13 protein-coding genes are annotated in these 13,222 nt (G+C 70.7%); 5 read left to right on the top strand and 8 right to left on the bottom strand.

Annotated elements, in window-relative coordinates; genetic code table 11:
* The first annotated feature begins 124 nt into the window (after nt 1–124).
* Nucleotides 125–2,215, top strand: a complete 2,091-nt coding sequence (gene ligA / locus KUM49_RS39030) for an NAD-dependent DNA ligase LigA (RefSeq protein ID WP_217241682.1) — start codon at nt 125–127, stop codon at nt 2,213–2,215.
* A 232-nt stretch (nt 2,216–2,447) separates the two neighbouring features.
* On the opposite strand, the gene KUM49_RS39025 is transcribed toward ligA, so the two are convergent.
* From KUM49_RS39025 to KUM49_RS38995, 7 genes are read right to left on the bottom strand one after another with little or no spacing between them, the layout of a single operon-like run.
* Nucleotides 2,448–2,885 carry a DUF2809 domain-containing protein gene (locus KUM49_RS39025; RefSeq protein WP_308406956.1) on the bottom strand — a complete coding sequence of 146 codons (438 nt, stop codon included), beginning with the start codon at nt 2,883–2,885 and terminating at the stop codon, nt 2,448–2,450.
* Between the two features lie 13 nt (nt 2,886–2,898).
* The gene (locus tag KUM49_RS39020; RefSeq protein ID WP_217241681.1) at nt 2,899–3,117 is read right to left on the bottom strand and encodes a hypothetical protein; all 219 of its coding nucleotides are present in this window, start codon (nt 3,115–3,117) and stop codon (nt 2,899–2,901) included.
* A gap of 39 nt (nt 3,118–3,156) precedes the next feature.
* Nucleotides 3,157–4,206, bottom strand: a complete 1,050-nt coding sequence (locus KUM49_RS39015) for an ABC transporter ATP-binding protein (RefSeq protein WP_217241680.1) — start codon at nt 4,204–4,206, stop codon at nt 3,157–3,159.
* Nucleotides 4,199–5,212, bottom strand: coding sequence for an ABC transporter ATP-binding protein (locus KUM49_RS39010; protein ID WP_217241679.1), 1,014 nt, complete (start codon nt 5,210–5,212; stop codon nt 4,199–4,201). The genes KUM49_RS39015 and KUM49_RS39010 overlap by 8 nt, the downstream gene beginning before the upstream one ends.
* Nucleotides 5,209–6,186, bottom strand: a complete 978-nt coding sequence (locus KUM49_RS49215; protein WP_217241678.1) for an ABC transporter permease — start codon at nt 6,184–6,186, stop codon at nt 5,209–5,211. Before KUM49_RS49215 ends, KUM49_RS39010 begins: the two co-directional genes overlap by 4 nt.
* The gene (locus tag KUM49_RS39000; protein ID WP_217241677.1) at nt 6,183–7,112 is read right to left on the bottom strand and encodes an ABC transporter permease; all 930 of its coding nucleotides are present in this window, start codon (nt 7,110–7,112) and stop codon (nt 6,183–6,185) included. Before KUM49_RS39000 ends, KUM49_RS49215 begins: the two co-directional genes overlap by 4 nt.
* A 1-nt stretch (nt 7,113) precedes the next feature.
* Complete coding sequence (locus tag KUM49_RS38995; protein ID WP_217241676.1) at nt 7,114–8,706, bottom strand: ABC transporter substrate-binding protein; 1,593 nt, start codon at nt 8,704–8,706, stop codon at nt 7,114–7,116.
* Between the two features lie 397 nt (nt 8,707–9,103).
* Here KUM49_RS38995 and KUM49_RS50025 point away from each other — a divergent pair, with 397 nt between their 5' ends.
* The 4 genes from KUM49_RS50025 (at nt 9,104) to KUM49_RS38980 (ending at nt 12,614) form a co-directional block, all read left to right on the top strand.
* Nucleotides 9,104–9,226, top strand: coding sequence for a hypothetical protein (locus KUM49_RS50025; RefSeq protein ID WP_302185554.1), 123 nt, complete (start codon nt 9,104–9,106; stop codon nt 9,224–9,226).
* 146 nt (nt 9,227–9,372) lie between these two features.
* Nucleotides 9,373–10,647, top strand: a complete 1,275-nt coding sequence (locus KUM49_RS38990; RefSeq protein ID WP_217241675.1) for a glucarate dehydratase family protein — start codon at nt 9,373–9,375, stop codon at nt 10,645–10,647.
* 16 nt (nt 10,648–10,663) lie between these two features.
* Nucleotides 10,664–11,695: a 2-hydroxyacid dehydrogenase gene (locus KUM49_RS38985; protein ID WP_254402449.1), complete on the top strand. Its 1,032-nt coding sequence runs from the start codon at nt 10,664–10,666 to the stop codon at nt 11,693–11,695.
* A 10-nt stretch (nt 11,696–11,705) separates the two neighbouring features.
* Nucleotides 11,706–12,614 carry a 5-dehydro-4-deoxyglucarate dehydratase gene (locus KUM49_RS38980; RefSeq protein ID WP_217241673.1) on the top strand — a complete coding sequence of 303 codons (909 nt, stop codon included), beginning with the start codon at nt 11,706–11,708 and terminating at the stop codon, nt 12,612–12,614.
* Nucleotides 12,615–12,780: 166 nt separating this feature from the next.
* Here the strand turns inward: KUM49_RS38980 and KUM49_RS38975 are convergent, their stop codons facing one another.
* Nucleotides 12,781–13,170 (bottom strand): helix-turn-helix domain-containing protein, encoded by a 390-nt coding sequence (locus KUM49_RS38975; RefSeq protein WP_217241672.1) that lies wholly within the window; start codon nt 13,168–13,170, stop codon nt 12,781–12,783.
* Nucleotides 13,171–13,222: the final 52 nt, after the last annotated feature.

Raw genomic sequence — 13,222 nt, 5'->3', positions numbered from 1 at the left:
ACGGTCATCTGCCAGAGAGGTGATCTGGACATCCACCACTCGGGCCCGACCGCAGCCTCTCGACAGGGAGCCGGGCGGCAGCTCGCCATGGGGCGTTGTCAGTGGTGGCAGGCAGGATGAGGGCATGACGACTCCAGCTGCTCAGATCGTGGATGCCGCCGCCTACGCGCAGGCGGTCGAGGATGCGGTGAAGGCTGCGGCCGCCTACTACGCGGGCGGCACCTCGCCGATGGACGACGACACGTACGACCGGCTGGTGCGTGGCATCTCTGCGTGGGAAGCCGATCACCCCGATGAAGTACTGCCCGACTCCCCCACCGGGAAGGTCGCCGGCGGGGCCGTGGAGGGGGACGTGCCGCACACGGTGGCGATGCTGAGCCTGGACAACGTCTTCTCCCCGGAGGAGTTCGCTGCCTGGACCGCCTCGCTGGCCCGGCGCATCGGCCACGACGTCACGTCATTCAGCGTGGAGCCCAAGCTCGACGGGCTGGCGATCGCCGCCCGCTACAGCCGCGGCCGCCTCACCCGGCTGATCACCCGCGGAGACGGGACGGCCGGGGAGGACGTCTCGCACGCAATCGGCACCATTGAGGGCCTGCCCGAACAGCTGGCCGAGCCGGTCACCGTGGAAGTGCGCGGTGAAGTCCTCATGACCACCGCGCAGTTCGAGCACGCCAACGAGGTGCGCACCGCGCACGGCGGCCAGCCGTTCGCCAACCCGCGGGGCGCCTCGGCGGGAACCCTGCGCGCCAAGGACCGCGCGTACACCGTGCCGATGACGTTCTTCGGCTATGGCCTGCTGCCGCTGCCCGACACCGAGTCTGTGCTTGCCGAGCGTCTGGGCCAGCTCGCGCACAGCGACCTGATGGCCACGAGCGCCGAGTACGGGATCAACACGACGGCCGCCACCACCGTCCCCGGGGTCACCGCCGCCACAGTCGAGCAGGTCCTGGCCCGGGTGCGGGAGATCGAGGGGTTGCGGGCGGAGTTGCCGTTCGGGATCGACGGAGTGGTCATCAAGGCCGACCTCGCGGCCGACCAGCAGGCCGCGGGATCGGGCTCACGTGCCCCGCGGTGGGCGATCGCCTACAAGCTGCCCGCCGTGGAGAAGATCACCCGTCTGCTGGAGGTGGAGTGGAACGTGGGCCGCACCGGCATCATCGCCCCGCGTGCGGTCCTGGAACCGGTCACCATCGACGGCGCCACCATCACCTACGCCACCCTCCACAACCCCGGCGACATCACCCGCCGTGACCTGCGCCTGGGCGACCACGTCATGGTCCACCGCGCCGGTGACGTCATCCCCCGCATCGAAGCACCGGTCGCCCACCTTCGCACCGGTGAGGAGCAGCCGATCGTCTTCCCCGAGGTGTGTCCGCGGTGCGGGTCGGGCATCGACACCAGCGAGCAGCGCTGGCGCTGCGAGAACGGCCGCAACTGCCACCTGGTCGCCGCCCTGTCCTACGCCGCCGGACGCGACCAGCTCGACATCGAGGGACTGGGCGCGACCCGCGTCGTTCAGCTGGTCGAGGCCGGCCTGGTCTCCGACCTCGCCGACCTGTTCACCCTCACCCGCGACCAGCTCCTGAGCCTGGACCGGATGGGCGAGACCAGCACCGACAACCTCCTCACCGCCATCAGCGCAGCCAAAGACCAGCCCCTGTCACGGGTTTTGTGCGCGCTCGGCGTCCGGGGCACCGGCCGGTCCATGTCCCGGCGCATCGCCCGCTACTTCGCCACCATGGACAACATCCGCGCCGCCGACGCCGAAACGATGCAGCGGGTCGACGGCATCGGCACCGAGAAGGCCCCGTCCATCGTCCTCGAACTGGCCGACCTCGCCCCGGTCATCGACAGACTCGCCGCGGCCGGGGTGAACATGACCGAGCCAGGCGCCACACCGCCCTCCCCCGCGACCGGCGCCGCCGACGACAGCCCGCACGCACCAGCGGACGGAGCGGGTCTGCCTCTGGACGGGATGACGGTCGTGGTGACGGGAAAGATGAGTGGCCCGCTGGAGAAGCTCAGCCGCAACCAGATGAACGAACTCGTCGAACGCGCCGGCGGCCGCTCCTCCTCCAGCGTCTCCAAGAAGACCAGCCTCGTCGTCGCCGGAGAAGGCGCCGGATCCAAGCGCGCCAAGGCAGAAACCCTCGGCATCCGCCTTGCCACCCCCGACGAATTCGCCGCCCTCCTCGCCGACTTCGTCAGCTGAGAAGCAGAGGCAACCACCCTGGAATCGACGCGAACCCGGACCAGCAGGCCGGGGCTCGCGACGTCGATGCAGTCGGGGCCCGTGGGTGCGACGCAGCGACCGAGCGACGGAGCGACGGAGCGACGGACGCGGATCACGACCTGCGGGAAGTCCCGCGGGAGTTCCTCGTGTGCCGGAAGGAGGGACCGGCGCGTACCGACAGGCCTGCGGCTTCGCCGCCATGGAGATGGCTTCAGGCGCGTCCCTTCGGCCGGCATGACAGGAAAGACCCCGCTGCAGTGTGGACGAGCCAGCCCGCCGCCGCGCCCACTGCGTACCAGAACAGGTCGGGTGGGTTGAAGGTGGAACCCAGCACGAGGCGGGCGACAGAGCTGCGGGCGGAGAGCTCGGCCGGCACGTTGCTGAGCTGAAGGAACTCGACCGCCCAACTGAACGCCAACGCGCTTCCGGCGGCCGTCACAGGCCTCACGCGCGGCACTGTCAGAACGACAAGGGTATGGATCAGGACGGTGTACAGCGCGTCTCCGCCGTACTTGGCCACGTCCCCTGCCGCCACTGCCCTGAGCCCCAGGCCCGCACCGGCCGTCACCACCGCGGCCCCGGCCGCCGCCAGACGGGTCCGTACTGGATCGGCGACGGTGACGACGCCACGGTCACCTGGGCCACGGATGAGGGTCACAAGGTCATACTGCCGGATGTCCGGTGGACGGCGACCACTGCGGAGGCGGTTGTCGCGAGACGTGGCAGGCGACGGTCACCATGGCGCCGACGAGGACCACTCCGGCGACAGGGAGCGGGAGGTGGTGGGCGAGGGCCCAGCCGCGGCCGCGGCCACGCAGGTCCTGCCGCCCGCCCCCGTCCCCCCAGACCGACACGGTCCTGCCGCCGGCGAGCAGCAGCACCACCGTGGATTCGAGAGGCCGGATCTGACGGTGGGCCGGTCACGCCCGCGCGGACGTCTCCTCCAACGGGAAGTGACACAGGGCCGTGTGGGGTTCGGCCCCGTCCGCCCTCTCCCGCACCACGACCGGCGGTGCCTGGGTCGCGCACCGGTCCTCGGCACGCCAGCACCGGGTGCGGAAGCGGCACCCGGAGGGGATGTCGAAGGGAGAGGGGATCTCCCCTTGGAGCTGGATCTCCGGACGGTGGGTGCGGGCGGTGCCGAGGACGGGGGCGGCCGACATCAGGGCGGCCGTATAGGGGTGTTGGGGCTGTTCGAAAACCTCCTCCGTGTCTCCGTGTTCGATGACCTTGCCCAGATACATCACGGTGACCTGGTCCGAGATGTAGCGGACCACGGACAGGTCGTGGGAGATGAACAGGTAGGTGACGCCGAGGCGTGTGCGCAGGTCGGAGAGTACGTTCAACACCTGCGCCTGGACCGACAGGTCGAGGGCGGAGACGGGTTCGTCGCAGACGATGAGGTCGGGGTCCAGGGCGAGCGCGCGGGCGATGCCGATGCGCTGGCGCTGGCCGCCGGAGAACTCGTTGGGGTAGCGGTGGGCGTCGCTCTCCCGCAGTCCGACCAGGGCGAGCAGTTCGCGGATCCGCTTCTCGCGGGCCTTAGCGCCCGGTACGACGTCTTTGTGGGTGCGCCAGGGTTCGCCGATCAGGTCGGCGGCGGACATGCGCGCGTTGAGCGAGGCGAAGGGATCCTGGAAGACCATCTGCACCCGCCGGCGCCAGGCCAGCAACTCCTTGCCGCGCAGGGCGAAGGGGTCGGTTCCGTCGAACCGCACGGTGCCGGAGTCCGGACGCTCCAGCCCGAGCAGCACCCGGGCCAGGGTGGACTTGCCGCAGCCCGATTCGCCGACGAGCCCGAGGGTCTGGCCCCGGCCGATCCGTACGTCCACCCCGTCCAGGGCGGTCAGCCGGCGCCGGCCGCTGCCGAAGGTCTTGGTGACCCCTCGTACCTCCAGCAGCGGCGGGCTCTCCTGGGTGCCGTCCGCGCGGGGCCCGGGGGCGGCGGTGGTGGCGCGGGACTCAGACACGGTCGAGCTCCTCGGAGAAGTGACAGGCGGCGAAGCGACCGTCGCCCGACGGACGCAGGGACGGCCGCTCCTGGACACAACGCTCGCGCACCAGCGGGCAACGGGCCTGGAAGACGCAGCCGGGCGGCACCGCGCTCAGCTCGGGCGGGCTGCCGGGAACGGCGGGCAACGGGCGTCCGCGCACACTGCCTTCGGGCACCGAGTCGAGCAGCCCCCGGGTGTAGGGGTGGCGGGGTGCGGAGAAGACGTCGTGCACCGGTCCGTTCTCCACGACCGTGCCGGCGTACATCACGACCACGTCGTCGGCGCGCTGTGCGACCACGGCCAGATCGTGGGTGATCAGAACGACGGCCATGTCCCGCTCGTCCTGGAGGTCCCGCAGCAGCCGCATGATCTGCGCCTGCACGGTCACGTCGAGGGCGGTGGTGGGTTCGTCGGCGATGAGCACGTCGGGTGCGAGGGCGACGGCCATCGCGATGAGCAGCCGCTGCCGCATGCCGCCGGAGAACTGGTGGGGATAGGACCGGGCCCGTTGCCTCGGCTCGGGGATGCCCACCCGCGTCATCAGCTCGATCGCCTTCTCCTGGGCCTGGCGCCGGGAGAGTCCCTGGTGGATGCGGAAGGGTTCGCCGATCTGCCTGCCCACCGGCTGCACCGGGTTGAGGGCGGTCAGAGCGTCCTGGAAGACGATGGACAGGACCGGGCCGGCCAGCTTGCGGCGTTCCGCGGGGCTCATGCGCAGGGTGTCGTCGCCCCGGACGCGGACGGCACCGCCGGTGACCGCCGCCGCGGGGTCCAGCAGACCGACCACGGACAGTGCGGTCATCGACTTGCCGCAGCCGGACTCGCCCAGCAGGGCCAGGGTGCGGCCGCGGCGGACGCTGAAACTGACGCCGTCGACGGCGCGTACCGTCCCGGAGGGCGTGCTCAGGTCCACGCACAGTCCCTCGACTTCCAGGGCGGGGGTGTCCGTCGTGGTCGGGGCGGAAGCGGTGTTGCTCGTCACGGGATCATCTCCGGAGGAACGGCGGCCGAGACGGCCCGGCGCTTCTTGGGCAGCCTCAGGCGCCAGCGCTGGGCGGGGTCGGTGGCGATGCGGGCCCAGGCGGCGAGCACCGTCGCGGACACGGTGGTGAGCACGATGGCGAGTCCCGGCAGCACGGTGATCCACCACGCGGTCTGGAGGTACTGCCGTCCCTGGGCGACCATCAGGCCCCAACTGACGTCCGGGGGCTGGATTCCGATGCCCAGGAAGCTCAGCGACGACTCGGTGAGCATCACGAAGCAGAAGTCGAGGGTGGCGACGGTGAGCAGGGTCGGCAGGGCGATCGGCAGAAGGTGCCGGTAGATGATCACCTGGCTGGGGGTGCCGAAGGTCCGGGCCGCGTCGACGAACAGCCGGCTGCGCAGTTCCGCCGCCTCGGCCCGCGCGGTGCGCAGGTACACCGGTATACGGGTCACGGCCAGGATCAGTACGAGGTTCAGCGCGCTGGGCGAGAAGACGTACAGCACGACCACCGCGATCAGCAGCGAGGGGAAGCTGAGGATCACGTCGGCGAGCCGCATCGCCACGCTCTCGCGGCGTCCTCCGTGGTAGCCGGCCCACAGTCCGAGGGCCGAGCCGATGGCCAGCGAGCACAGCACCGCCGGGACGGCCACGGACAGCGTCGTCGCCGCCGCCTCGATCAGCCGGGCCACCATGCTGCGCCCCAGGACGTCGGTGCCGAGCAGCCCGTACATTCCGTCGCTCAGGGACGGTGGTCGCAGGGAGGCGTCCAGGTCCTGGCGTTGGGCGCGGTCGCCGATGAACAGCCGGCCGAAGAGGGCCACGAGGGCGACCACGGTGAGGATGACGGCCCCTACGGCCGCGGCCCGGTCCCGGCCCAGCATCCGCCACAGGCTCGGCCGCCGGTGCTGGTCGGGGGTGGTTTCCTCCGGGACGTCGGTCTCTTCTCGCGTCGTGCTGGTTGCCTCGCTCACGCCGGCACCGCCTGTCGCACTCGGGGGTCGGTCAGCGCGTGGCAGACGTCGACGAGGATGTTCAGCGCGAAGATCGTCACGGCGGTCAGGAGCACGGCTGCCTGGAGGACCGCGAAGTCGCGCTGGAGGATGGAGTCGATCATGAGTTTGCCGATGCCGGGCCAGCCGAAGATCGTCTCGACGATCACCGCGCCGTTGACCAGACCCACCGTCAGGTCGCCCGCGACGGTCAGGACCGGCGTCGCGGCGTTGCGCAGGGCGTGCCCGAAGACCACGCGCCGGGGCGTGGCGCCCTTGCTCCGGGCGATCTTGACGTAGGGCGCGGACAACGCGCTGACCATGCTGCCGCGCACCACCTGGACCAGTACGCCGAAGGGGCGGATCAGCAGGGTCGCGATGGGCAGGACCCAGATCTCGGGGCCGCCGAGCGTGCCCGAGGTCGGCAACCACCCAAGGCTCACACCGAAGACCAGGACGCCCATGATGGCGAACCAGAAGTCGGGGATGCTGGCGGCCGTCATCGACAGCAGGCTGGCGATCCTGTCGATCACGGAGTTGGGCCGGTAGGCGGCGAGGCTGCCGACCAGCACGGCTCCGGTGATCGCCAGCAGCATGGTCACACCGGCGAGCTGAAGGGTGACGGGGAACGCGTCGATCACCATCGAGCCCGCCGACTGCCCGGTGCGCAGCGAGGTGCCGAAGTCCAGCTGTGCGGCGTCGACGAGGTAGTTCCACAGCTGCGCCGGGATCGACAGGTCGAAGCCCTGCGCGGCGGAGAACTCCGCGCGCTGCTCGGCGGTGGCGCTCAGGGGGAGATAGAGGTCGACTGGGTCGCCGGTCATCCGGGCCAGGAAGAACACGCCCAGGACGACGCAGACCAGGGGGACGGCACTGGAGAGTACGCGCTTGCGCAGGAATGGGATCATGTCAGTGCTTCGCCCCCTTGGCCGAGCGGACCTCGGACAGCCGCATTTCGTCTCCGCTGGCGGAGTCCGGTTCGTACCGGATCGACCGTGACAGGCCGAGCAGTCCGTTCATGTGGGCGATATGGGCGTACTGGACGACGGACTCGTTCTGCTCGGTGAGCAAACCGGCGAAGGCCTCCTGACGTTTCTCGCCGGACAGCGCTCCCGCCGCGGCGATGCGCCGGTCGAGAGCCTCGGTGCCGAACGTGGACTGAGGGCCGTCGCTCAGCAGGTACTGGCTGGTGGTGAAGGCCGCGTCACCGGCCTGGTTGCCGTGCATGATCAGCAGGGCGATGGGGCCGACGTTCTTGGGCAGCGGGCGGAGCTGGTACTGGAGTTGGGTGGCGGTGTCGGCCATCCGGACCCGTACGTTCAGCCCGATCTCCTGCATCTGGTACTGGAGGGCCTCCGCCGTCTCCGACACCCCGGAGAACATGCCGTTGCGGGCCACCAGGGTGATCTGCCGGTCGGTCGGCACTCCGTCCGCGGTCGCCTCCCGCACCAGGGCGCGGGCCTCGGCGACGTTCTGCCGGGGCGGTTCGATCGCGTCGCTGTGCCCCACCACTCCGGGCGGCACCAACTGGCCGGCCGGTTCGGCGAGACCGCCGAGGAGTGCGTCGATGATGCCGTCGCGGTCCACGGCCAGGTCGATGGCCCGGCGCACCCGGATGTCGTCGAGCGGGGCCTCGCGGCCGTCCAGCCGCAGGGCGGTCGTCTCGTTGTTGGGGTAGGCGACCGTCGTGCCCTTCTCCGCCTCCATCGGATCCAGCGAGACGGCGATCTCCGCCTCGCCCTTGTCGATCATGGCGGCGCGGACACTGGCGTCGCTGCGCCACACATAGCGGGCCCGCGCGAAGTCGGCAGCCTTGCCCCAGTAGTCGTCGAAGCGGTCGAGGGAGATCGCCGCTCCGGGCTGCCAGGAGCGGACGGCGAAGGGGCCGGTGCCGACCGGGACACGGACCTTGGCCTTGGTGTCGGTCGTGCGGGGCACGACCTCCACGAAGCTCAGGCGCAGCGGCAGGATGGGGTCCGGTTCCTTCGTGGTCACGGTAAGACGGTCGTCGTTCACCGCTTTCACCTCGAGGTCCTCGTCGCCGAAGACGTAGCCCTCCACGTTGCAGGCGAGGTCGGAGTTGACGGCCCGGTCGATGGAGAAGGCGGCGTCCTCGGCGGTGAAGGGGGCGCCGTTCTGGAAGGTCACCCCGGAGCGGATGTCGAAGGTCCAGGTGCGGGGCGCGGTCTGCTTCCAGCCGGTCGCCAGCAGGGGGTTCAGTTCACCGGACGTGGGGTCTCGTTCGACCAGGGGTTCGGTGATGTTGGACCGGACGACGACGCCCGTGCCGGTGAGTGACGCCTCGCAGGGCTCCAGGGTCGGCGGTTCCTGGGTGAGCACCACCCGTAAGGTGCGGCCGTCGGCGCGGCCGGTGTCGCCACCCGCGCTGTTGGCCACGGCGCACCCGCTGGAGGTGAGCAGGACGCCCGCCAGGAGCATCGCGCTCGTCTTGCGGGGCCGCGGCGGTGCGGCGCGCTGGGTGGATGAAACGGAGGACTTCATCGTCGCGTGTCTCCGGGGAAGTGCTGATGTGTCGTTCCGAACTCGGGGGTCTGGGACCGGGCACCACCAGTTGTCTACACTTGCGCACTCGGTCTCCATCTGTGAACGCCGAAGCTAAACCGGCACAGTGGCAGCGTCAAGACATGCGGAGGATCGGTCATTCGGACGTCAGCCCTCCGGTGCGGCCTGGCCCGACCGGCGGCCGGCGCATCGGCCGGCCCATGACGGACCTCCGCGAGATCCGGCCCGGAGCCTCGGCGGACCGGGGTGGGACAGCAGTCCTCGGCGTCCGACAGCAGTCCTCAGCGGCTGAGCGCAGTACGTCCCGGCGCCCTGGGCCTGGACCCGGACCAGACCGGACCGGACGGGCGTCGCGCGACGGCTCGAGGACTTCGGCGTGGACGTCGCGTACCGCACGCGGACGCGGACGCCGGTGTCCGGTGTCGGATATCGCCACCTGTCGAGTTTCATGACCGACAGCGTCCTGCCCACCCCCGCACCGGAGGCCGTCGCCTCGTGAACCGGGGACGTGCGCGTCGGTGGCGGCGCCCGGCCGGCTCCGTCGCACCCCGTCGTCGAGCCGTCCTGCCCATTGACACCACGGCGCGCCCGTGCGTACAACTGATGTCTACATATGCGAACATCGATTATGTATGAGGACGTGGTATGGCGGGCATCTCCGAGCGCATCGTCGACGTAGTCGTGACGCCCGTGGCGTTCCGCGACCTGCCCCTGCTCAACTCGGTGGGCGTGCACGAGCCCTACGCGCTGCGCACCATCGTGGAGATCACCACGGGTAACGGGATCAGCGGCGTCGGTGAGACCTACGGCGGCACTCTGCACCTGGAGCGGCTGCGCCGTACGGCCGCCGAGCTGGTCGGCATGGACGTCTGGAGCCTCCATGACCTGATGAGCCGCACCACGCGGGCACTGGGCGCCGACACCACGGGCGGCGACGGGATGGCCGGCATGGTCACCGGCAGCAGCACCGTGGACCGGGTCATGGCACCGTTCGACGTGGCCTGCCTCGACATCCAGGGCAAGCTCGTGGGCCGGCCGGTCTGCGAGCTGCTGGGAGGCGCGGTGCGCCCCTCAATCCCCTACAGCGCGTACCTCTTCTACAAGTGGGCAGGGCACCCCGGCCAGGAGGACGACGACTGGGGCGCGGCCCTCGACCCGGCGGGGCTGGTCGACCAGGCCCGGCGCATGATCGGCCAGTACGGCTTCTCCTCCATCAAGCTCAAGGGCGGCGTCTTCCCGCCGGACGAGGAGATCGCGGCGGTCAGGGCGCTGCGGACGGCCTTCCCGGATCACCCCCTGCGCCTCGACCCCAACGCCGTCTGGAGCACGGAGACGTCACTGCGTGTCGCCCGCGAGCTGGACGGCGTCCTGCAGTACCTGGAGGACCCGACCCGGGGCATCGAGGGCATGGCAGCCGTGGCCGGGCGGACCCCGACCCCGCTGGCGACCAACATGTGCGTGGTCTCCTTCGACGACCTCGCCCCGGCCGTGTCCCAGGGAGCGGTGGGCATCGTGCTGTCCGACCACCACTTCTGGGGCGGCCTGCGGCGCTGCGGCCAACTCTCGGCGATCTGCGAGACGTTCGGACTGGGCCTGTCCATGCATTCCAACTCGCACCTGGGCATCAGCCTCGCCGCGATGACCCACCTGGCGGCGGCCACTCCCCGGCTGACCTACGCCTGTGACACACACTGGCCCTGGAAGCGCGCCGACGAGGACGTGGTGGACCCGGCCCCGCTGCGGTTTCGCGAAGGCGCCGTCGCCGTGCCGACCGCACCCGGGCTGGGCGTGGAACTGGACCGGGACGCACTCGCCCGCCTCCACCGGCAGTACCTCGACTGCGGACTGCGCGACCGCGACGACACGGGATACATGCGCCGCTTCGACCCGTCCTTCTCGCCCAAGACCCCCCGGTGGTGACCTCTTCGTGCGCATCATGCTCAATCACCGCATCCTGAGCCGGTTCCACGAGCCGCTCAAGGCGCGTACGGAAGGAAGCCACGACTGGCTGGACGCCTGCGACTGGGACGCGGCACGCATCTCCGAGGCCCTCCCTGGCGTCGAGGTCTACGTCGGCTCGCAACTGCGGGCCGAGGACGCCCGGAGGGCCGCGCGGTTACGGCTCGTCCACGTCGTCGGCGCCGGCTACGACGGCATCCCGCTGGCCGCGCTCGGCCCCGGAGTCACGGTGACCACCACCCACCACCACGGCCGCTCCATCGCCGAGTACGTGCTCATGTCCGTACTGATGCTCTCCCGCGACGTGCTGGGCGCCGACCGCGCCCTGCGCCAGGGGCGATGGCGCAACGTGGCCGTGGACCCCGGGCTCCCCTTCGGGACGACGGTGCGGGACCGCCGTGTGGGGATCATCGGGTTCGGCGAGACCGGCACCGAGGTCGCCCGGCTGTGCCAGGCGGTCGGCCTGCGGGTGCGCGCCGTGCGGCGCGACCCCTCCGCCCCGTTCCCGGCCGACCTGCGACCCGACTGGGTCGGCGGAAACGACCGACTGCTCGAACTCCTCACCGAGTCCGACGTCGTGGTGGTCACGGTCCCCCTGGACCCCGCCACCCGCGGACTGATCGGACCGGCCGAACTGGCCGCCATGGGGCCCGGGTCACTGCTGGTCAACGTGGCGCGGGGGCCGGTCGTGCAGGAGGAGGCGCTGTACGAGGCGCTGCGCTCCGGCGTCATCGGCGGCGCCGCGCTGGACGTGTGGTGGTGCGGCCCGCCCCAGGCACCGAGCCGACTGCCCTTCCACGAACTGCCCAACGTGCTCATGACTCCGCACCACTCAGGTCACACCACCGACACCTTCGCCGCGCGCGCGGCGGAGATCGCCGACAACATCGGGCGCCTGCGACGCGGAGAACCGCTCGTCAACGTAGTGCACGCCGGTGATCACCAGGCCGTGGACGACGGCCGTTCGACAGCCACCCCTGCCACCTCTCCCACCTCCCCGACCCGTTAGGAGCCCACTCGTGCTCGAAGGCGTTCTCTTCTTTCCCGTCACCCCCTTCACCACCACCGGTGACGTCGACTTCGATGCCCTGCACCAGCACGTCACGGCAGGGGTCGACGCCGGACCGGGCGGCGTGTTCGTAGCCTGCGGCACCGGCGAGTTCCACGCCCTGGACCGCGAGGAGTACGCCGCGGTCGTGCGCACCGCCGTCGACTCGGCGGCGGGACGCGTCCCGGTGTACGCCGGAGCCGGGGGCGCACTGGGTCTGGCCCGGCAGTTCGCCCGTGCCGCGGTCGAGGCCGGCGCGGACGGCCTCCTGCTCATGCCGCCCTACCTGGTCGAGTCACCCGCCGCGGGGCTCGTCGCCTACGCCCGTGCGGTCGGCCAGGAGACGGACCTGCCAATGATCGTCTACAGCCGGGCGAACGCCCGCTTCGACGAGGCGTCGGCGGCGGAGGTGGCACAGCTGCCGACCGTGACCGGCCTGAAGGACGGCACCGGCGACCTCGACCTCGTCGCGCGGATCGTCCCCGCCGTACGTGACGCGCTGAGCGCGTCCGGCAAGAGCTTCCAGTTCTTCAACGGCATGCCCACGGCCGAGGCGAGTCAACTGGCCTACCGGGCACTGGGCGTCGAGCTGTACTCCTCGGCCGCCTTCGCCTTCGCGCCGGACATCTCCCTAGCCTTCCACCGGGCGATCGAGGAGGGCGACCAGGCACGGATCGACGCGCTGCAGCGGACCTTCTTCCATCCCCTGGTCCGACTGCGCCGACGGGTGCCGGGATACGCCGTGTCGCTGGTGAAGGCGGGGGTGACCCTCTCCGGCGTCAAGGCCGGTCCGGTCCGTCCGCCGCTGACGCCCCTCACCGAGCCGGAGGTCGCGGAACTCGCGGCCATCATCGCCGAGGGACGTGCCGTACTCGGCTGACGGGCCACCCCGGCGCGGCCAGCGCCGGTACAGCCCATGCCGGGCGAGTGGCCGGTGTCTCGGCTTGATCGTGCGGGAGGAGGAGTCGCGGGCGAAATCGGTGGAGGACAACGCCCAGGGGGATGGGCGGAACGCAGGGGGTGCCTTTTGAGGGCCGGGCAGTAGGTCAAGGGGCCGAGGCGTCGCCGCGGTGATCTCGACCGCCTTCCCGTGTGCCCGGCTCACGGAGGGCTTCGAGACGCTCTATGTGGTCCTCGCCCCACTGGCCGAGTGGGGTGAGAGCGGTAAGGAGCGAGTGGCCGAACTCGGTCAACGAGTACTCCACCTTCGGTGGCACCTGGTGATGGACCTCGCGGTGCACCAGGCCACTGGCCTCCAGCTCCCGCAGATGCAGGATCAGCATCCGCTCACTGATGCCGACCACCGTTCGGCGTAACGTGCCGAAGCGCAGCGGCCCCTCTCCGAGCCAGAACAGGATCAATCCCTTCCATTTTCCTCCCATGACGTCAATGGCAGCGTCCAGGCCGCAGGTATAACTCCGCTTCCGCACCAGCATTCCCCCTAACAAAACTGTGGGTACCAGACAGAATTGTAGGTACTTGCAGAAA

This window comes from Streptomyces sp. AC555_RSS877 (genome assembly GCF_019049245.1).
Classification (GTDB): domain Bacteria; phylum Actinomycetota; class Actinomycetes; order Streptomycetales; family Streptomycetaceae; genus Streptomyces.
Note: the sequence above shows the minus strand (reverse complement) of the source record. Positions and strands in the feature narration are given on the sequence as shown.

Coding starts and splice junctions, on each gene's coding strand:
- ligA (WP_217241682.1), top strand. CDS start 125: ATGACGACTCCAGCTGCTCAGATCGTGGATGCCGCCGCCTACGCGCAG.
- KUM49_RS39000 (WP_217241677.1), bottom strand. CDS start 7,112: ATGATCCCATTCCTGCGCAAGCGCGTACTCTCCAGTGCCGTCCCCCTG.
- KUM49_RS38995 (WP_217241676.1), bottom strand. CDS start 8,706: ATGAAGTCCTCCGTTTCATCCACCCAGCGCGCCGCACCGCCGCGGCCC.
- KUM49_RS38990 (WP_217241675.1), top strand. CDS start 9,373: ATGGCGGGCATCTCCGAGCGCATCGTCGACGTAGTCGTGACGCCCGTG.
- KUM49_RS38985 (WP_254402449.1), top strand. CDS start 10,664: ATGCTCAATCACCGCATCCTGAGCCGGTTCCACGAGCCGCTCAAGGCG.
- KUM49_RS38975 (WP_217241672.1), bottom strand. CDS start 13,170: ATGCTGGTGCGGAAGCGGAGTTATACCTGCGGCCTGGACGCTGCCATT.